Source organism: Microbacterium sp. LMI13-1-1.1 (assembly GCF_040815625.1).
Classification (GTDB): domain Bacteria; phylum Actinomycetota; class Actinomycetes; order Actinomycetales; family Microbacteriaceae; genus Microbacterium; species Microbacterium forte.
Genome location: NZ_JBFPNL010000007.1, coordinates 1 through 19126 on the forward strand (window position 1 = coordinate 1; position 19126 = coordinate 19126).

Below are 19126 nucleotides of genomic sequence, written 5' to 3' on the forward strand. Positions count from 1 at the left end.
GTTTCGGCGGCCATAGCGTGAGGGAAACGCCCGGTTACATTCCGAACCCGGAAGCTAAGCCTCACAGCGCCGATGGTACTGCAGGGGGGACCCTGTGGGAGAGTAGGACACCGCCGGACTTCTTTTATACAGAAAAGCCACCCAATGTTGGGTGGCTTTTCTGCGTTAACGTGCGTTCGCGATGCCAGTGCCTCGACTGGCGCGGCACTCGCATCGCTGCGAGATCCGCTATCGCTTGAGCCGTGACTCGAGCACGGATGCTGTCTCGCGGACAGCGGCTGCGAGCACGGTCTCGTCGAGATCCGTCCCGGCCCAGGTCACCGCGACAGCGGCTACGGGCCAGCCCGCGTGATCGCAGACGACCGCGCCAACGCTGCGCAGGCCCTCTGCCACCTCGCTGTCTTCGGTGGCATAACCTCGTGCACGCACCGTGCGCAGCAGCTCGCGCAGTTCGCTCGGCTTCCGAGGCCCGAGTCCCGTGCGGTCGGGAAACGCTGATGCACTCGGGTAGAGAGCTCGTACCTGCTCTCGGGGAAGCGCTGCCAGCATCGCGCGCCCCGACGCGGTCAAGTGGGCAGGAAGCCTCACTCCCACATCCGTGATGAGGGCCTGGCGTCGTGGGGCCCGCTCCTCGACGATGTAGAGCACGTCGCCGCCGCTCATCACCGCGAGGTGCGCACTCTCCCCGAGGCGGTCGGAGAGGGCGGCGACGACTGGGCGCCCCAGACGCGCGAGCGGCTGCTGTCGCGCATACCCGCCGGCGAGCTCGAACGCAGAGGTGCCGAGACCCCATCGTCGGTCCTCGCGCAGGTGAAGGACGAATCCGTGCTCGGCGAGGGTGGCCAGCAGGTGATAGACGGTCGAGCGCGGCAGCTCGAGCTCGCGAGCGATGGCTGATGCGGCGACCGGGGCCGGCCGCCCGGCGAGGTATCGCAGGATCCGCAGCGTGTTGTCGGCCGCCGGGACCTGTGCTGCGGCATCCGCTCTGTCTGGGATCACAGACAAAGGATGCCACGAACCGCTGTCGCCCGCGACCCTGCGGGTGTGGAATCGAGACATGACCGAACTGTCCTCCGTCCTCGTCGGCGATGCCCCACTGAGCCATGCCGATGTCGTCGCGGTCGCCCGCCACGGTGCGCCGGTGGCGATCAGCCCCGCAGCCCTCGCCCGAGTGGCGGACACACGCCGGGTGATCGACGGACTGGCCGCCGATCCGAACCCGCACTACGGCGTCTCCACCGGATTCGGCGCGCTCGCTACGACGTTCATCGCTCCGGATCGCCGGCTGCAGCTGCAGGCCAGTCTGATCCGCTCGCACGCGGCCGGCACCGGCGCGGAGGTCGAGCGCGAGGTCGTGCGCGGTCTGCAACTGCTGCGCCTGCAGACCTTGACCTCTGGGCGGACGGGCGTGCGCCCGGTCGTCGTCGAGACCTACGCGGGACTGTTGAACGCGGGCATCACACCCGTCGTTCGCGAGTACGGCTCACTCGGCTGCTCGGGCGACCTTGCTCCCCTCGCGCACATCGCCCTCGCTGCGATGGGCGAGGGCGATGTCCGCGCGGCGGATGGCGAACTCGTCGCGGCATCCGCGGCGCTCTCGGCTGCGGGCATCGAGCCGCTCACCCTCGTCGAGAAGGAGGGGCTCGCGCTCATCAACGGCACCGACGGCATGCTCGGGATGCTCGTGCTGGCGCTGCACGACTTCGAGACCCTGCTGCTCACCGCCGACATGGCTGCGGCGATGTCGGTCGAATCGCAGATGGGCACGGATGCCGTGTTCGCGGCCGACCTCATGGCTCTTCGTCCGCAGTCGGGGCAGGCGGAATCGGCCTCGAACCTGCGGTCGTTCCTGCGGGACTCGCCGATCGTGCACAGCCACAAGGGGCCGGAGGACGGCCGCGTGCAGGACGCGTACTCGCTGCGCTGCTCGCCCCAGGTGCACGGAACCGCGCGCGACACGATGGGCTATGCCTCGATGATCGCCGAGCGAGAGCTCGCCAGCGTGATCGACAACCCGGTCATCACTGTCGACGGCCGCATCGAGTCGAACGGCAACTTCCACGGCGCACCCGTCGCAGCCGTCCTGGACTTCCTGGCGATCTCCGTGGCTGACGTCGCGTCGATCTCGGAGCGCCGTACAGACCGGGCGCTCGATCCGGCCAGGAACCACGGCCTGCCCCCGTTCCTGGCCGACGAGGTCGGCGTCGACTCGGGACTGATGATCGCTCAGTACGCCTCCGCGGGCATCGTCTCGGAGCTCAAGCGCCTCGCCGTGCCGGCATCCGTCGATTCGATCCCTTCGTCGGCGATGCAGGAGGATCACGTGTCGATGGGCTGGGCCGCAGCCCGCAAGCTCCGTCGGGCGATCGACGGCCTCGGCCGTGTCATCGCCATCGAGATCCTCACCGGCGCCCGCGCGCTCGACCTGCGCGCCCCGCTGCAGGTAGGCCCTGCGACCGGTGCCGTGCGCGATCTGGTGCGCACCGTCGCCGCAGGACCAGGACCCGACCGATTCCTCTCCCCAGACATGGAAGCCGTGACCGCACTCGTGCAGTCCGGCGCAATCGCCCGCATCGCAAAGGAGCACGCGCATGACTGACACCACGGCCCCCGACTCGACAACGACGACGACGACCGCGACAGGACCGCGCGTGGTTCGCGCCGCCCGCGGCAACCAGCGCACGGCCAAGAGCTGGGGCGCCGAAGCCGCCAAGCGCATGCTGATGAACAACCTCGACGCCGAGGTGGCCGAGCATCCCGAAGACCTCGTCGTCTACGGCGGCACCGGCAAGGCGGCGCGCAGCTGGGAGGCGTACGACGCGATCATCCGCACCCTCGACGAGCTCGAACCCGACGAGACGCTGCTCGTGCAGTCGGGCAAGCCGGTCGGCGTCTTCCGCACGCACGAGTGGGCGCCGCGAGTGCTGATCGCGAACTCGAACCTCGTGGGCGACTGGGCGAACTGGCCCGAGTTCCGCCGGCTCGAAGAGCTGGGTCTGATCATGTACGGGCAGATGACCGCGGGGTCGTGGATCTACATCGGAACCCAGGGCATTCTGCAGGGGACCTACGAGACGTTCTCGGCCGTCGCCCGGTCGCTCGGCAGAGACTCGCTGAAGGGCACGCTGACTCTGACCGGCGGTGCCGGCGGAATGGGTGGCGCGCAGCCGCTGGCGGTCACCCTCAACGACGGTGCCGTGCTCATCGTCGACGTCGACGAATCGCGCCTCGCACGTCGTGTCGAGCACGGCTACCTCGACGAGTACACGACCGACCTCGACGCGGCGATCGCCCGGGTCGTCGCGGCGAAGGACGCCGGCGAGGCCCTGTCGGTCGGTGTCGTCGGCAACGCGGCGGAGGTCTTCCCAGAGCTGCTGCGCCGCGGTGTGCCGATCGACATCGTCACCGACCAGACCAGTGCGCACGACCCGCTCGCCTACCTGCCCGTCGGCATCGCAGTCGCCGAGTGGAAGGCAGAGGCCGAGCGGGACGCCGAGGAGTTCACCCGCCGCTCGCGCGAATCGATGGCGCAGCACGTCGCCGCGATGGTGGCCTTCCAGGATGCGGGGGCCGCGGTCTTCGACTACGGCAACTCGATCCGGGCCGAGGCGCAGCTCGGTGGCTTCGACCGCGCCTTCGAGTTCCCCGGTTTCGTGCCGGCGTACATCCGCCCGCAGTTCGAAGAGGGCCGTGGGCCCTTCCGCTGGGCCGCTCTCTCGGGAGATCCCGAGGACATCTACAAGACCGATCGTGCGATCGCCGAGCTGTTCCCCGAAGACAAGGCTCTGCACCGCTGGCTCGAGAAGGCCGGTGAGAAGGTGCACTTCGAAGGCCTGCCTGCCCGCATCTGCTGGCTCGGCTACAAGGAGCGTCACCTGGCGGGCCTCAAGTTCAACGAGATGGTGGCCTCCGGCGAGCTCGCCGCCCCGATCGTGATCGGCCGCGACCACCTCGACTCGGGTTCGGTCGCCTCGCCCTATCGCGAGACCGAAGCCATGAAGGACGGGTCGGATGCCATCGCCGACTGGCCGCTGCTGAACGCGCTGCTCAACACGGCATCCGGCGCATCGTGGGTGTCGCTGCACCATGGCGGCGGCGTCGGGATCGGCCGCTCGATCCACGCCGGCCAGGTCACCGTGGCCGACGGCTCGGCGCTCGCCGCCGAGAAGCTCGAGCGCGTGCTCACCAACGACCCCGGCACGGGCGTCATGCGACACGTCGACGCGGGGTACGAGCACGCTCGCGACATCGCCCGCGAGCGCGGCCTGAAGGTGCCGATGCTGTGAGCACCTCGTTGATCACGAACATCGCTGAGCTGACGACCAACGTCGGCTCATCCGACGGCGACCGCTTCGGCACCCTCGTCGATGCGGCCGTTCTCCTCGACGGCGAGCGGATCGCCTGGGTCGGCTCTGCCGACGACGCACCGGATGCCGACGAGATCGTGGACGCGGGCGGACGTGCCGTCATCCCCGGGTTCGTTGACAGCCACAGCCACCTGGTTTTCGGGGGCGATCGTGCCGCCGAGTTCGAGGCGCGGATGGCCGGGCAGAAGTACGCGGCCGGCGGCATCCGCTCGACCGTCGCGGAGACCCGAGCGTCGAGCGACGATCAGCTGCGCGCGCGGCTGCGGGGATTCGTCGACGAACTGCTCGCTCAGGGCACGACGACGATCGAGATCAAGAGCGGCTACGGGCTGAGTGTCGCGGACGAGGAACGTCTCGTGCGCCTCGCTGCCGAGGTCACGCCGGAGGTGACGTTCCTCGGTGCCCATGTGGTTCCCGCGGACTACGCCGGCCGTGCCGACGAGTACGTCGACCTGGTGACCGGGCCGATGCTCGACGCCTGTGCACCGCATTCGAAGTGGATCGACGTGTTCTGCGAGACCGGGGCGTTCTCGGTCGAGCAGTCGCGGCGGGTGCTCGACGCCGGCATCGCGAAGGGACTGATGCCGCGCGTGCACGCGAGCCAGCTCGGCCCGGGTGACGGAGTCCGTCTCGCAGTCGAGCTCGGCGCGGCATCCGTCGACCACGGCACCTACCTGACGGACGCCGACATCGCAGCGCTCACCGGATCCGACACCGTGCTCACCCTGTTGCCCGGGGTGGAGTTCTCGACGAGGCAGCCGTACCCCGACGCCCGCCGACTCATCGACGCGGGAGTCACCGTGGCGATCGCCTGCGACACGAACCCGGGGTCGAGCTTCACCTCCTCCATGCCGTTCTGCATCGCGATCGCCGTGCGCGACATGGGGATGACACCCGCCGAGGCCGTGTGGGCGGCGACCGCCGGGGGAGCGCTGGCACTGCGGCGCGACGACGTCGGCGTCATCGCACCTGGGGCGCGGGCCGACCTCGTGCTGCTGAAGGCTCCCACCCGCATCCACCTGGCCTACCGCCCGGGGGTGCCGCTCGTCGAGCAGGTCTGGAAAGACGGTGTCGCGGTCTTCGACGCTCGCGGAACGGAGGATCATGGCCCTGTCGCACGATGACCTCTGGCCGCGTGCCGGGTCGTGGCCCGCGTTCGCCGCAGGGGATGATGCGGATGCCGTGCTGCTCGGTGTTCCTACGTGGCGCACCTCGCTGTCGCCGACCGGCGCGCACGCGACACCCGCCGCGATCCGGGAGGCGCTCACCCGCTACAGCGCCACCCTGATGGGTCCGCCGGTCGTCGACCTCACCGACACGCTGCGCGTGCTCGACGCGGGCGACGTGGTCGAACCAGACGGAGAGGACGGCATCGCTGCGACGGTCGCGCGGGTGCGCGAGCTCGCCGATGCCACGCGCCTCGTCATCGCGCTCGGCGGCGACAACGCGCTGACCTACCCGGTCGCTCGGGGCGCTCGGGCCACCGGACTGATCACGATCGACGCGCACTTCGACCTGCGCGACGGGATCTCGAACGGCTCACCCGTGCGGCGGCTCGTCGAGGATGCGCCGGAGGGCGAGCGGATCGATCCGACGCGGATCGTCCAGATCGGCATCGCGGACTTCGCGAACTCCGCTGCGTACGCCGCGCGCGCCGCCGACTGGGGCATCCGCGTGATCACCCTCGACGAGGTGCGCCGAAGGGGCATCGCCGAGGTCATCGCCGAAGCCACGCGCATCGCGGGAGCGGGCGCCGGTGCCCGCATCCACCTCGATGTCGACGTCGACGCCGCCGACCGCGCCGCAGCGCCCGGTTGCCCGGCATCCGTCCCCGGCGGCTTCGCCGCGTGGGAGCTGCGCGCGCTCGTCCGCTCGATCGTCGCGGATCCGCGGGTCGTCAGTGCGGACATCGCCGAGGTCGACGCGACGGCCGACGCCGATGACATGCGCACGGTGCGACTCGCCGCGCTGTGCGTGCTCGAGATGCTCGCCGCCCTCGCCACCCGATGACTGCGAGTTCTCTCCGCGCAGCGTCGATGATGCTCGTTCGCGCGGGCGGCGTGCCGGACCTCAGAGGCCGGCAGCCATCTCCAGCTGCGCGAGCCTCTCCTGCGGGTTCCCGGTGAGCGTCACGATCGGCGGCGCATCACCGGCGCATTCGAGGTCGTCGAGCGCATCCAGAAGAGCGCTCTCCATCGCCTCTCGGAGGGCCGGATCCTCGTCGTCGGGAACATCGATCGGGTGCCGCAGGTCCAGCGGCACGACGGCGATCAAATCGATGTGGGCCATGGAGGTCTCGACCAGCTCCTGGGCTCGAGAGAGCAGGGCGCCGTCGCCGCGTCCCAGCATCTCCAGCGCGGTGAGGTAGGCGAGGAAGTCGACGGGACCACGTTCCGAGATGACGGAACTCTCGCGCGCCGACTCTCGCAGCCGAGAGACCGTCACGCGGAGCTGCGCCACGAAGCTGGCCGCGCCAGTCGGCGCCCCCGACTCGACGTCGTCGAACGGATCGCCGAGCACCGTGTACTCGGGATGTGCCGCGCGGAAGTCTGAGATCAGGGTGCTCTTGCCGCTCGCGTGCGTGCCCGACACGACGATCCGCACGCCTCAGACTCCGGGGATGACCAGGTGCGCGATCGTGAAGATCGCGAGGCCCGCGAGCGCGCCGACGAATGTGCCGTTCAGGCGGATGTACTGCAGGTCGCGGCCGACCATGAGCTCGATCTTCTCGGTGGTCTCGACCGGGTCCCAGCGCTCGACGGTGTCGGTGATGATCGACGCGATGTCGTGGCGGTAGCGGTCGACGAGGAACACCGCGGCATCCGACACCCACGTGTCGACGCGGTGCTGCAGTGCGGCATCCGTCGTGAGCCTTTCGCCGACTTCTCGCAGGGCCTGAGCCGCGCGGACGCGCAGCCCGCTCTCGGGGTCGGCGAGGGCGGCGAGCAGTCCGTTCTTCGCCGTGTTCCACGCCTCGGCGGCGAGGGCGCCCACGCGGGGGCTGTCGAAGAGCGACGACTTGGCGTTCTCGAGCTTGGCGCGCGTCTCCGGGTCGTTCTGCAGGCTGTCGGCGAGGCGGGCGAGGTACCCGTCGACCGCGAGACGGGCCGGATGCTGCGGATCGGCCTGCACGGCGCGGACGAACTTCACGGCCTCGTTGTAGGCCGTGTCGTCGACGAACCGGTGCGCGAGCTTCGGCACCCATCCGGGCAGCCTGCGTGAGATGAGGCCCGAGAACGACTCGGCGTTCGCGTCCAGCCAGCGGCCGATGCTGTCGGCCGCGAGGTCGACGGCGCCGTGATGCGCGCCGGCCTCGACGATCTTCTCGAGCCAGGCGCCGGCGGGCGGGCCCCACTCGGGGGAGACGAGGTGCTCACGGGCCAGGTCCGTGATGAGGTCTCGCACGTCGTCGTCGCTGAGGGCGTTGAGCACGGCGGTCGCGATCGTCGCTCCCTCGGCGCCCACGCGCTCGGCGTGGGCGGGTTCGCTCAGCCATTCGCCGGCGCGCTTGGCGGTCGCGGTGCTGGCCAGCTTGGTGCGCACGACGCTCGCCTCGAGGAAGTTCGTCTCGACGAACTCGCCGAGCGTGCGGCCGATCTCGTCCTTGCGGTTCGGGATGATCGCGGTGTGCGGGATCGGCAGGCCGAGTGGACGACGGAACAGCGCGGTCACGGCGAACCAGTCGGCCAGGGCGCCGACCATCCCGCCCTCTGCGGCTGCCCGGACGTAGCCCAGCCACGGCTGCCGTTCCTGGAACGCGAACGCGAAGACGAAGACGACGGCCATGAAGATCAGCGCGCCGAGCGCCACGGCCTTCATTCGTCGGAGAGCGCGAAGTCGCGCCTGGTCTGCGGGCGACAGGAGCGCCATCGGGGTTCGCGGCATGACGTCATCCTTTCACGGGGAGTTCGAGCCGAGTACGGCGTACCGCATCGAGTCCTGTCGTCCGTCGAGAGATCTGGGCTGTGTAGTACCATCACTACATTCGGAATCGAGGTACATCGTGTTCACCATGACCGCTCGAGAATTCAACCAGTCCGTCGCGCGCGCTCAGCGCGTCGCCGACGACCAGCCCGTGATGATCACGAAGCGCGGCGAGCCCGCGTACGTGCTCTTGAGCATCGACGAGTACGAACGGCTAGCCCCGGCCCGGCCCGGGTCGATTCTCGAGTTCCTCGCGATGCCGGAGGAGGACCTCGTGGACGACGACGGCGAGTTCGATCGCATCATCGACGAGATCGTCGCCGACCGGAAGACGGACTTCGGTCGTCCTCCGATCGAGTTCTGACCGATGTATCTGCTCGACACGAACACGTTCTCCGACGCGAGGCGCGGATTCGGAGCCGGCATCGCCGCTCGCACCTGGATGGAGAGCGGGGAGCCCGAGGCTCTTCACATGAGCGCCATCACCGACTACGAGCTGGAACTCGGTGTCCTCGGACTCCAGCGGCGCGACCCGCGTCAGGCGAGAGCACTCCGACGCTGGCTGGACGCGCTCCGACTCGGGCTCGGCTCCCGCATCCTCCCCGTCTCTCCGCAGATCGCGCGGACGTGCGCCGCTCTCAACGTGCCGGATCGTCGTCCGTGGGCTGACGCGCTGATCGCGGCCACAGCGTTGCATCACGGCCTGACTCTCGTGACGCGCAACACGAAGGACTTCGAGATCCCCGGCCTGTCGGTGCTGAACCCGTTCGAGGACTGACAGCGGCAGAGGCCGAGTACCCTCGAAACGTGATCGAAGACATCAAGAAGCGTGCACTGCACCGCACCAGCATCCTCGAAGGTCAGATGCGCGGAGTCGCGCGGATGATCGAGAACGAGGAGTACTGCATGGACATCATCACGCAGTCCCGCGCGATCCAGCGCTCTCTGGAGTCTCTCAACCGTCTGCTGCTCGAGAACCACCTGCGCACGCACGTGACGCATATGTTCGACGAGGGCGGGGAGGAGCGCGACAAGGCCGTCGACGAGCTGCTCAAGGCGTTCGACTTCGACCGCAAGTAGAGCCGCGCTCCTCCTCTCGATCAGCGTCCGCCGCCGAACACCTCGCCCTCCATGGCGTCGTAGCCCTCGGCTTGCGGATCTCCGTGCGAACCGCCCGACAGTGCGTACTCCTCTTCGGGGGAGAGCACGAGGCGGTGCCGGAAGAACAGGCCGAAGCCGAGCAGGATGATCACATAGACGATCGCGATCGCGATGATCGCCGGGCCGAACGTGGGGTTCAGCAGGAAGCCCACGAAGATCAGGGCGGCGATCACGAGGGCGATGACCGCACCCGGGATTCCCCACGGGCTCACGTACGGGCGGTCGACGTTCGGGAACTTCTTGCGCAGGATGATGAACGACACGAGCTGCAGTCCGTAGGCGACGACGGCTCCCCAGACGGCGATGTTCAGGACGATCGCACCGGCGACGGTGCCCGCACCCTCGGAGTCGACCGCGGTGAGCACGTCGAGCACGATCAGCGCGACGAAGCCGATGGCTGCACCCACCGTGAGGGCGACCCACGGCGTCTGGCGCTTTCCGGTGAGGGAGAGGAAGCGAGGGTAGTACCCGGCGCGCGACAGCGAGTACATGTTGCGTCCGTAGGCGAACATGATGCCCTGCAGCGAGGCGAGCAGGCCGATGAGTGCGAACAGTGCGAGCACGGCGGCGAGCTGGTCGCCCACGATCGCGCGGAAGCCGTCGAGCAGCGGTTCGCCGGCGGTGCCTGTCGCTTCGGCACCGAGCACGCCGGTGTTGAGGAACAGCACCAGGAGGCCCGTGATGATGAGGGTGCCGCGAGCCCAGAACCCCGCCTTGGGGATGTCGCGCGTCGGGTTGTGCGATTCCTCCGCCGCGAGCGGCAGCTCCTCGATGCCGAGGAAGAACCACATCGCGAACGGCAGTGCGAACAGGATCGGCAGGACGCCGTGGGGGAGGAACGCCGTCTGGCCCTCGTCGGGCACGATGTCCCACAGGGCATCCCACGAGAACGCGCCCGAGAAGAGCGCCATGGCGGAGAAGACCAGGATGATCCCGATCGAGATCACCGACACGATGATCGCGAAGCGGAACGAGATCGCCGCTCCCGCGGAGTTCAGGGCGATGAAGACGATGTAGAGGATGAGGTACCAGACCCATCCGGGCAGCTCGAGGCCCAGCAGCTCACTCGTGATGCCGTTCGCATACGACGCCGAGAAGTAGACGATCACCGCCGTGGTCGCGACGTACTCTATGGTCTCGGCCGCGCCGGTGACGAGGCCGCCCCACGGGCCCATGGCCGAACGGGCGAACGAGTAGGCCCCGCCGGTGTGCGGCATCGCGGCCGCCATCTCTCCGATGGCGAAGATCATGCCGTAGTACATCGCGACGAGGATCGCGAAGGCGATGAGCATCCCGCCGAAGCCCGCGAAGTCGATGCCGAAGTTCCACCCGGAGAAGTCGCCCGAGATCACGGCGGCGACCGCGAGGCCCCACAGGCCCCAGACTCCGGCGGACCTCTTCAGTGTGCGTTTCTCGAAATACTCACTCCCGGCGCGTGTATAGGTCGCTCCGGCGACCTTGCGGGATTCATTGCTCTGCTGGGACATCCGCTCTCCGTTCGCATGCGTGCAGGCGCCGGGTGCACCTTGCGGACGATTGTGACAGTCAATGGTGGTTTCGTCTACCTTTAAACGGCAAGGTGATCTACTCTGAGGGCGAAGCCGGTCGGCCGATCGCTTCACAGCACGAGAACGGAGCGTCAGATGGCGGGCAACCTGAGCATCGAACAGCTGGATGCCGGCATCGCCGCCGGCGAGATCGACACGGTGATCGTGGCCTTCGCCGACGCGCAGGGCCGGCTGGTCGGCAAACGTGTGTCGGCGCGGCTGTTCCAGGAGGACATCCTGGCCCACGGTGCCGAGGCGTGCGACTATCTGCTCTCGGTCGACGTCGACATGAACACCGTCGACGGCTACGCGATGTCGGGCTGGGATCGCGGCTACGGCGACATGGTGCTCAAGCCCGACGTCGAGACGCTGCGCAACATCCCCTGGCTCGACGGCACTGCTCTCGTCATGGCCGACCTCGTCTGGCAGAACGGCGAGCCGGTCGGGCCCTCGCCCCGGGCCATCCTCGACCGGCAGCGCGACCGCCTCGCCGAGCGGGGATGGACCGCGTACTCCGGAACGGAGCTCGAGTTCATCGTCTTCGACAACACGTATCGCGATGCGTGGGCGCGCAAGTACGAAGGTCTGACGCCCGCGACCGATTACAACGTCGACTACAACCTGCTCGCCTCGACCCGTATGGAGCCGCTGCTGCGCGACATCCGCAACAGCATGGACGGCGCCGGTCTCTACTGCGAGGGCGTGAAGGGCGAGTGCAACTTCGGTCAGCAGGAGATCGCGTTCCGCTATGCGGAGGTGCGAGAGACCGCCGACCAGCACGCGATCTACAAGAACGGTGCGAAGGAGATCGCCGAGCAGCACGGGCAGGCGCTCACGTTCATGGCCAAGTTCAACGAGCGCGAGGGCAACAGTTGCCACATCCACCTGTCGCTGCGCGACGAGTCGGGCGCTCCGGTCATGGCGGGCGACGGCGAGCACGGCTTCAGCCCCGTGATGGAGCACTGGATCGCCGGCATCCTCGCCACGCTCCGCGAGTTCACCCTGCTGCTCGCGCCGAACATCAACTCGTACAAGCGCTTCGCGAAGGGCAGCTTCGCGCCGACGGGAGTCGCGTGGGGAATCGACAACCGCACGTGTGCCCTGCGCGTGGTCGGCTCAGGCTCGGGGCTCCGGGTGGAGAACCGGGTGCCCGGGGGAGACGTGAACCCGTACCTCGCGATCTCGGCGATCATCGCTGGCGGGCTGCACGGCATCGAGAACGAGCTGCCGTTGCCCGAGCGGTTCACCGGCAACGCCTATGAGGCCGGGGTCGATCATCTGCCGACGACCCTGCGCGAGGCCGCGAAGCTGTTCAGCGAGTCGACCATCGCGCGCGCGGCGTTCGGCGACGACGTGGTCGAGCACTACCTGAACCAGGCCCGCATCGAGGTGGAAGCCTATGACGCGGCCGTCACCGACTGGGAGCGCATCCGTGGCTTCGAGCGCCTCTGACCCCAGGCCGATTATCGGCGTCACGACGTACCTGGAGCGCGCGCAGCAGGGGGTGTGGGATGTGCGGGCGGCGTTCCTGCCTGAGCAGTACCTCACGAGCGTGACCTCCGTCGGCGGCATCGCGCTGCTCCTGCCTCCGCAGGATCCGGATGCCGCGGATGCGGCCATCTCGGGCATGGACGGCCTCGTGCTCTCGGGCGGTGCTGATGTGGCACCCGAGCTGTACGGCGAGGACCGGCATCCGCTCACCGACCCCGCCCGCGTCGACCGTGATGCATGGGAGCTCGCCCTGTTCCGGGCGGCGGAGCGCCGTGGCATCCCGGTGCTCGCGATCTGCCGCGGTCTGCAGCTCGTGAACGTCGCCCGCGGCGGCACCCTGCAGCAGCATCTGCCCGAATCGCTCGGCACCGAGAAGTACCGCATCGGCGGCGGCGTCTTCGCCGAGAACGACGTCGAGGTGTCGACCGACACTCCGCTCGCCGAGATCATCGGCGAGACCGAGATGCGCGTGCACAGCTACCACCACCAGGGCGTCGGCCGCCTCGGCGACGGTCTCGTGGCGGCGGCGCACTCCGACGACGGACTCGTTCAGGCCTTCGTCGACACCTCGGCCGGCCACATCGTCGGCGTCCAATGGCACCCCGAGGAGAACGCCGAGGATCGGCGGCTCTTCACCGATCTCGTCGCACAGGCCCGCGCGTTCGCCGCGCGGCGGAAGGAGGACGCCCGATGAGCGCGTTCACAGTCATCAACCCGTCGACCGGAGCGGCGATCCGCGAGATCGTTCGCGCCGACATCGGAGAGACGGATGACGCGATCGCGCGCGCCGTCGTGGCGCAGCGCCGATGGGCCGCGCTGGCCCCGGTCGCTCGGGCCGATGCCCTCCGCGCGTTCGCTCGCACGGTCGAGGCCGCGGCCGAAGAGCTCGCCCAGCTCGAGGTGCTGAACTCCGGGCATCCGATCGGTTCCGCCCGATGGGAGGCGGGTCACGTCGCGCAGGTCCTCAACTACTACTCCGCCGACCCTGAGCGACTGTCCGGCCGGCAGATCCCGGTGGCAGGCGGACTCGATGTCACCTTCCACGACCCCTACGGCGTGGTCGGTGTCATCGTGCCGTGGAACTTCCCGATGACGATCGCCGCCTGGGCATTCGCGCCGGCGCTCGCCGCAGGGAACGCCGTGGTGCTGAAGCCCGCCGAGCTCACCCCTCTCACGGCCATCCGCCTCGGCGAGCTCGCTCTCGAAGCGGGTCTTCCCGAAGGGCTGTTCGAGGTCGTCACCGGGTCGGGTTCGGTCGTCGGACAGCGGCTCGTCGAGCATCCGGATGTCCGCAAGGTCGTGTTCACCGGGTCGACCGAGGTCGGCATCGAGGTCGCGGCCGGATGCGCCCGAGCGCTCAAGCCCGTCACGCTGGAGCTCGGCGGCAAGAGCGCCAACATCGTCTTCGCCGACGCGGACCTCGAGAAGGCCGTCGCGGCGGTTCCTGGCTCCGTGTTCGACAACGCGGGTCAGGATTGCTGCGCCCGCAGCCGGCTGCTGGTGCAGCGATCGGTGTACGACCGATTCCTCGAACTGCTCGAGCCGGCTGTCGCTGCGTGGCGAGTGGGAGACCCGTCGAGCACCGACACCGACATGGGACCGCTCATCTCGGCCGCACATCGCGACACGGTCTCGGGATTCCTCGACGACGCGAACATCGCCTTCCGCGGCAGCGCACCCGAGGGCGACGGCTTCTGGTTCGCCCCGGCCGTGGTGCTCGCCGATCCGTCCGACAGGATCGCGCAGCAGGAGGTGTTCGGCCCGGTCGTCGCGGTCATGCCGTTCGATGACGAAGCCGATGCGATCCGGCTCGCGAACGACACCGCCTACGGACTCGCCGGCTCGATCTGGACCGAGAACCTCGGCCGCGCCGTGCGCGTCTCGCGGGGTGTGCAGAGCGGCGTGCTGTCGGTCAACTCGCACTCGTCGGTGCGGTACGCGACGCCGTTCGGCGGCATGAAGGCCTCGGGTCTCGGGCGTGAGCTCGGGCCCGACGCCGCCGAGCACTTCACCGAGACCAAGAACGTCTTCTTCGCGACCGACGAATCCTGACAGCGACACCCGGCCCGACCTTTCACTGCAACGGAGAACACACATGAGCATCGATCTGACCCAGCGCCTCAAGGACCGCGTCGCCATCATCACGGGTGGCGCGAGCGGAATCGGCTTCGCCACAGCCCAGCGCTTCGCCGCCGAGGGCGCGTTCGTCGTCATCGCCGACGTCGACCCCGCCACGGGCGAAGCGGCAGCGGCCGAGGTGGGTGGAGCGTTCCGCATCGTCGACGTGGCCGACGAGGCCATGGTCAACACGCTCTTCGACGGGGTCGCCGCCGAGTTCGGGCGCATCGACATCGCGTTCAACAACGCCGGCATCTCGCCCGCCGACGACGACTCGATCGAGACGACCGAGCTGCCGGCCTGGGATCGTGTGCAGGACGTGAACCTCAAGAGCGTGTACCTGTGCAGCCGCGCGGCGCTTCGCCACATGGTTCCGGCAGGTCGAGGCTCGATCATCAACACGGCCTCCTTCGTGGCGCTGCTGGGATCGGCCACCTCGCAGATCAGCTACACCGCATCGAAGGGCGGCGTGCTCGCGATGTCGCGCGAGCTCGGCGTGCAGTTCGCCCGGCAGGGTGTGCGTGTCAACGCGCTGTGCCCCGGACCGGTGAACACCCCGCTGCTGCAGGAGCTCTTCGCAAAAGACCCCGAACGCGCGCAGCGCCGACTCGTGCATGTGCCGATGGGGCGCTTCGCAGAACCGTCGGAGCTGGCGGCGGCCGTGGCCTTCCTCGCCTCGGACGACTCGTCGTTCATCACCGCGAGCGCCTTCGTCGTCGACGGCGGCATCACCAACGCCTACGTCACCCCGCTGTGAAGCGCGATCATGTCGCTGTGACAGGCTGAGAAGCATGAGCGAGCACCCCTCCGACGGCGATCTCGTCGAGGTGCGCCGGGCGGTCTACCGGCCGCTGCGCCGAGGCAACGCTCTCGAGGATGCGGTCGCTCGCCTCGTGCAGACCATCCGTCTCGGCGTGGTCGCGCCGGGGGAGTCACTGCCGCCTGAGCGCGAGCTCGCGGCATCCTTCGGAGTGAGCCGCGACACCGTGCGCGACGCGATCCGCGAACTCGCGGACACGGGGTATCTCGTGCCGAAGCGCGGTCGATACGGCGGCACGTTCGTCGCGGATCCGCTGCCCCAGCCGTCGGATGCCGGGGCCGTGACCGCTGCCGAGCTCGACGACGTGCTGGGTCTGCGGCGGGTGCTCGAGACCGGGGCGGTGCGCGCGGCCGCGAGTCGTTCGCTGGATGCCGCGACGCGCGCCGACCTGTGGGCGCGGCACGAGGCGGCTCTCCCCGCCGGGCCCGAGGAGTATCGACGGCTCGACACCCTGCTGCACCTCGCGATCGCCGAGGCCGCCGGCATCCCCTCGCTCGTCGCTCTGCTCGCCGAGAACAGGGCCGATGTCAACGCATGGCTGGACACGTTCCCGCTGATGCCGCGCAACATCCAGCACTCGGGCGAGCAGCACGAACGCATCGTCACCGCGATCCTGGCCGGACGTCCGGACGTCGCCGAGGCCGCGATGCGCGATCACCTCGCGGGTTCCGAGGCACTGCTGCGCGGCTTCCTGATCTGAACCCGCGCAGCAGCGGCTGCACCTCACGGCGCTGTCAGCTCACGGCGCTGTCAGCTCGTGGCTGCCTCGTCGGCGACGGCGAGAGCCTCGTCGAGCACGGTGAGACCGCGCACCAGGTCGTCTTCGCTGATCACGAGCGGCGGGGCCACGTGCATGCGGTTGAAGTGCGTGAACGGCCAGACGCCGGCCTTCTTGGCGGCGGCGGCGAAGGCGGCGACCGGCGCAGCATCCGCTCCGCTGGCGTTGAACGGCACGAGTGGCTCGCGCGTCTGCTTGTCGCGCACGAGCTCGACGGCCCAGAACAGGCCGCGGCCGCGCACCTCCCCGACGCTCGGGTGGGTGTCGACCCAGCGGCGCAGGGTCGGCTCGACGATGCGCTCGCCGAGGTCGCGCACGCGCTCGAGGATGCCGTCGCGACGGAACACCTCGAACGTCGCGACGCCCGCGGCACAGGCGAGCGGGTGGCCCGAGTAGGTGAGCCCGCCGGCGAAGGGCGTGGTGTCGAAGGCGCGCGCGATGCGCTCGGAGATGACGACGCCACCGAGCGGCACGTAGCCCGAGTTCACACCCTTGGCGAAGGTGATCAGGTCGGGGCGGCCGTCGTACGCGTCGATGCCGAACCACTCGCCGAGCCGTCCGAAGCCGACCATGACCTCATCGGCGATGTAGACGATGCCGTAGCGATCGCACAGCTCGCGCACGCCCTGCAGATAGCCGGGCGGTGGCACGAGCACGCCGTTGGTTCCGACGACGGTCTCGATGATGATCGCAGCGATCGTCGCGGGTCCCTCGAGCTGGATCGTCTGCTGGAGGTGGGCGAGCGCGCGCTCGGACTCCTGCTCCGGAGTCTCGGCGTGGAACGGCGAGCGATAGAGGTAGGGCCCGAAGAAGCGCACGGCGCCGGAGTCGGGAGTGCCGTTCGCCCACCGGCGAGGGTCGCCGGTCAGCGAGATCGCGGTCGACGTGGAGCCGTGATAGCTGCGGTACATCGAGAGGACCTTGTGGCGACCGGTCGACTGACGAGCCATGCGCACCGCGTACTCGTTGGCCTCGGCGCCGCCGTTCGTGAAGAACACCTTCTCGAAGCCCTCGGGTGCGACCTCGACGATGAGCCGGGCGAGCTCGCCCCGCACGTCGTTGGCCATCGCCGGCTGGATCGTCGAAAGACGCCCCGCCTGCTGCTGGATCGCCGCGACGAGGTCGGGATGCTGGTGCCCGAGGTTCAGGTTCACCAGCTGGCTCGAGAAGTCGAGGTAGGCGTTGCCGGCGTAGTCCCAGAACGTCGAGCCCTCACCCGCAGCGACGGGGAGCGGGTCGATCAGGCCCTGCGCGCTCCACGAGTGGAACACGTGGCCGCGGTCATCCGCGCGCACCTGCGCCTCGGCCTCGGGGTCAGGCAGCGGGTGGGATGCACCATGGCGGTCGGTGAAGTTCGTCATGTCTCGTGTCTCAGTTCTCTGTCTGCTCGGAGCTCAGTGGTTGCTCGGGAAGCCCAGGTCGATCTGCGAGGGCGTGTGGTCGGGCCAGCGGGTGGTGACCACCTTCGACCGAGTGTAGAAGTGCACCGACTCGGGGCCGTAGATGTGCGAGTCGCCGAACAGCGAGTCCTTCCAACCGCCGAACGAGTAGGCGCCGATCGGCACGGGGATCGGCACGTTCACGCCGACCATGCCGACCTCGATGTCGAACTCGTACTGACGGGCGGTGCCGCCGTCGCGCGTGAAGATCGCCGTGCCGTTGCCGTAGGCGTTCGCGTTGACGAGCTCGACGGCCTCGGCGTAGGTCTCGACGCGCACCACCGAGAGCACCGGGCCGAAGATCTCGTCGTCGTAGACCTTCATGCCGGGAGCGACCTGGTCGATCAGGCTGACCCCGATGAAGAAGCCCTCCGAGTCGAACTCCTTCGTGGTGCCGTCGACCACGACGGTCGCTCCTTCTGCAGCGGCTCCGGTCACGTAGGAGGCGACGCGGTCGCGGTGCTCGCGGGTGATGAGCGGACCCATCTCGCTCGCGGCATCCGTGCCCGCACCGATCGTGAGGCCCTCGATGCGCGAGGCGATCGCGGAGACCAGGTCATCGGCGATGTCGCCGACCGCGACCAGCACCGAGACGGCCATGCAGCGCTCGCCGGCCGAGCCGTAGGCGGCCGAGACGGCGGCATCGGCTGCGGCGTCGATGTCGGCATCCGGCATCACGACCATGTGGTTCTTCGCGCCGCCCAGCGCCTGGACGCGCTTGCCCGCAGCCGAGGCGCGCTGGTAGATCGAGCGCGCGATCGGCGTCGAACCGACGAAGCTGATCGCGTTCACGCGTGGCGACTCGAGCAGCGCGTCGACCGCCTCCTTGTCGCCGTGCACGACATTGAGCACTCCATCCGGAAGACCCGCCTCCTGGAAGAGCTTGGCGAGCCAGACCGACGCGGAAGGGTCCTTCTCGCTGGGCTTGAGCACGACCGTGTTGCCGCACGCGATCGCCGAGGCCACCATCCACAGCGGCACCATCACCGGGAAGTTGAACGGCGTGATCGCGGCGACGACGCCGACGGGCTGCTTGACCGAGTGCACGTCGACACCACGCGAGACCTGTTCGCTGCGCTCGCCCTTGAGCAGGTGCACGAGTCCGGCGGCGAACTCGACGTTCTCGATGCCGCGCGAGACCTCGCCCGCGGCATCCGAGAGCACTTTGCCGTGCTCCGACGTGACGATCGCGGCGAGCTCGGGCGTGCGCTCCTTGAGCAGCTGGCGCAGCCGGAAGAACACGTCGGCGCGCTTGATGAGGCTCGTCTCGCGCCACGCCGGAAGAGCGGATGCCGCGGCGGCGATCGCCCGGTCGACCTCCGCGGTCGAGGCGAAGGCGACCTGCTTCGAGACCTGTCCGGTGGCGGGATCGAAGACCTGACCCGTGCGCGCCGCCTCGGCGGTCTCTGCTCCATTGATGATGTGACGGACGATGTCCACGGGGCTCCCTCGCAGTGCGTGATCCGCATCGAACACTCTGA

18 protein-coding genes and 1 rRNA gene are annotated in these 19126 nt (G+C 69.0%); 13 read left to right on the top strand and 6 right to left on the bottom strand.

Annotation, left to right across the window (positions count from 1 at the left end; genetic code table 11):
• Nucleotides 1-2: 2 nt before the first annotated feature.
• Nucleotides 3-119 (top strand): 5S ribosomal RNA (rrf, locus tag MRBLMI13_RS16310).
• Nucleotides 120-228: 109 nt separating this feature from the next.
• On the opposite strand, the gene MRBLMI13_RS16315 is transcribed toward rrf, so the two are convergent.
• The gene (locus tag MRBLMI13_RS16315) at nt 229-1005 is read right to left on the bottom strand and encodes an IclR family transcriptional regulator (protein ID WP_367824207.1); all 777 of its coding nucleotides are present in this window, start codon (nt 1003-1005) and stop codon (nt 229-231) included.
• 52 nt (nt 1006-1057) lie between these two features.
• On the opposite strand from MRBLMI13_RS16315, the gene hutH reads away from it, so the two are divergent.
• From hutH to MRBLMI13_RS16335, 4 genes are read left to right on the top strand one after another with little or no spacing between them, the layout of a single operon-like run.
• Entirely contained in the window at nt 1058-2599 is a 1542-nt protein-coding gene (hutH, locus tag MRBLMI13_RS16320) for a histidine ammonia-lyase (protein WP_367823893.1), read from the top strand.
• Nucleotides 2592-4286, top strand: a complete 1695-nt coding sequence (gene hutU, locus MRBLMI13_RS16325; RefSeq protein ID WP_367823895.1) for a urocanate hydratase — start codon at nt 2592-2594, stop codon at nt 4284-4286. Before hutH ends, hutU begins: the two co-directional genes overlap by 8 nt.
• Nucleotides 4283-5491: an imidazolonepropionase gene (gene hutI / locus MRBLMI13_RS16330; protein ID WP_367823897.1), complete on the top strand. Its 1209-nt coding sequence runs from the start codon at nt 4283-4285 to the stop codon at nt 5489-5491. Before hutU ends, hutI begins: the two co-directional genes overlap by 4 nt.
• Complete coding sequence (locus tag MRBLMI13_RS16335) at nt 5472-6377, top strand: arginase family protein (protein WP_367823899.1); 906 nt, start codon at nt 5472-5474, stop codon at nt 6375-6377. Before hutI ends, MRBLMI13_RS16335 begins: the two co-directional genes overlap by 20 nt.
• 60 nt (nt 6378-6437) lie before the next feature.
• Here MRBLMI13_RS16335 and MRBLMI13_RS16340 read toward each other — a convergent pair whose 3' ends face one another.
• Together MRBLMI13_RS16340 and MRBLMI13_RS16345 are read right to left on the bottom strand one after the other, a co-directional pair.
• On the bottom strand, nt 6438-6971 hold the full coding sequence (locus MRBLMI13_RS16340) for an AAA family ATPase (protein WP_367823901.1): 534 nt from the start codon (nt 6969-6971) through the stop codon (nt 6438-6440).
• Between the two features lie 3 nt (nt 6972-6974).
• Entirely contained in the window at nt 6975-8252 is a 1278-nt protein-coding gene (locus tag MRBLMI13_RS16345; RefSeq protein ID WP_367823903.1) for a DUF445 domain-containing protein, read from the bottom strand.
• A 127-nt stretch (nt 8253-8379) separates the two neighbouring features.
• Between MRBLMI13_RS16345 and MRBLMI13_RS16350 the strand changes: the two genes are divergently transcribed.
• The 3 genes from MRBLMI13_RS16350 to MRBLMI13_RS16360 are packed head-to-tail and all read left to right on the top strand — an operon-like array spanning nt 8380 to nt 9371.
• Entirely contained in the window at nt 8380-8655 is a 276-nt protein-coding gene (locus MRBLMI13_RS16350) for a type II toxin-antitoxin system prevent-host-death family antitoxin (RefSeq protein WP_052492856.1), read from the top strand.
• A 3-nt stretch (nt 8656-8658) separates the two neighbouring features.
• Nucleotides 8659-9069 carry a type II toxin-antitoxin system VapC family toxin gene (locus tag MRBLMI13_RS16355; protein ID WP_367823906.1) on the top strand — a complete coding sequence of 137 codons (411 nt, stop codon included), beginning with the start codon at nt 8659-8661 and terminating at the stop codon, nt 9067-9069.
• Nucleotides 9070-9098: 29 nt separating this feature from the next.
• Nucleotides 9099-9371 (top strand): metal-sensitive transcriptional regulator, encoded by a 273-nt coding sequence (locus MRBLMI13_RS16360; RefSeq protein ID WP_042537810.1) that lies wholly within the window; start codon nt 9099-9101, stop codon nt 9369-9371.
• A 20-nt stretch (nt 9372-9391) separates the two neighbouring features.
• Here MRBLMI13_RS16360 and MRBLMI13_RS16365 read toward each other — a convergent pair whose 3' ends face one another.
• Nucleotides 9392-10939, bottom strand: a complete 1548-nt coding sequence (locus tag MRBLMI13_RS16365) for an amino acid permease (protein WP_309691471.1) — start codon at nt 10937-10939, stop codon at nt 9392-9394.
• A gap of 156 nt (nt 10940-11095) precedes the next feature.
• Here MRBLMI13_RS16365 and MRBLMI13_RS16370 point away from each other — a divergent pair, with 156 nt between their 5' ends.
• From MRBLMI13_RS16370 to MRBLMI13_RS16390, 5 genes are read left to right on the top strand one after another with little or no spacing between them, the layout of a single operon-like run.
• Nucleotides 11096-12451, top strand: a complete 1356-nt coding sequence (locus MRBLMI13_RS16370) for a glutamine synthetase family protein (RefSeq protein WP_309691469.1) — start codon at nt 11096-11098, stop codon at nt 12449-12451.
• Nucleotides 12432-13184 (top strand): gamma-glutamyl-gamma-aminobutyrate hydrolase family protein, encoded by a 753-nt coding sequence (locus tag MRBLMI13_RS16375; protein ID WP_367823909.1) that lies wholly within the window; start codon nt 12432-12434, stop codon nt 13182-13184. Before MRBLMI13_RS16370 ends, MRBLMI13_RS16375 begins: the two co-directional genes overlap by 20 nt.
• Nucleotides 13181-14542 carry an aldehyde dehydrogenase family protein gene (locus MRBLMI13_RS16380; RefSeq protein ID WP_367823911.1) on the top strand — a complete coding sequence of 454 codons (1362 nt, stop codon included), beginning with the start codon at nt 13181-13183 and terminating at the stop codon, nt 14540-14542. The genes MRBLMI13_RS16375 and MRBLMI13_RS16380 overlap by 4 nt, the downstream gene beginning before the upstream one ends.
• 43 nt (nt 14543-14585) lie before the next feature.
• Nucleotides 14586-15365: a 3-oxoacyl-ACP reductase gene (locus MRBLMI13_RS16385; protein ID WP_042537821.1), complete on the top strand. Its 780-nt coding sequence runs from the start codon at nt 14586-14588 to the stop codon at nt 15363-15365.
• Between the two features lie 34 nt (nt 15366-15399).
• Entirely contained in the window at nt 15400-16128 is a 729-nt protein-coding gene (locus tag MRBLMI13_RS16390; RefSeq protein ID WP_309691466.1) for a FadR/GntR family transcriptional regulator, read from the top strand.
• A gap of 50 nt (nt 16129-16178) precedes the next feature.
• Here MRBLMI13_RS16390 and MRBLMI13_RS16395 read toward each other — a convergent pair whose 3' ends face one another.
• Together MRBLMI13_RS16395 and MRBLMI13_RS16400 are read right to left on the bottom strand one after the other, a co-directional pair.
• Nucleotides 16179-17567, bottom strand: coding sequence for an aspartate aminotransferase family protein (locus tag MRBLMI13_RS16395; protein ID WP_367823914.1), 1389 nt, complete (start codon nt 17565-17567; stop codon nt 16179-16181).
• Nucleotides 17568-17600: 33 nt separating this feature from the next.
• The gene (locus MRBLMI13_RS16400) at nt 17601-19085 is read right to left on the bottom strand and encodes a CoA-acylating methylmalonate-semialdehyde dehydrogenase (protein ID WP_367823916.1); all 1485 of its coding nucleotides are present in this window, start codon (nt 19083-19085) and stop codon (nt 17601-17603) included.
• Nucleotides 19086-19126 lie beyond the last annotated feature (41 nt).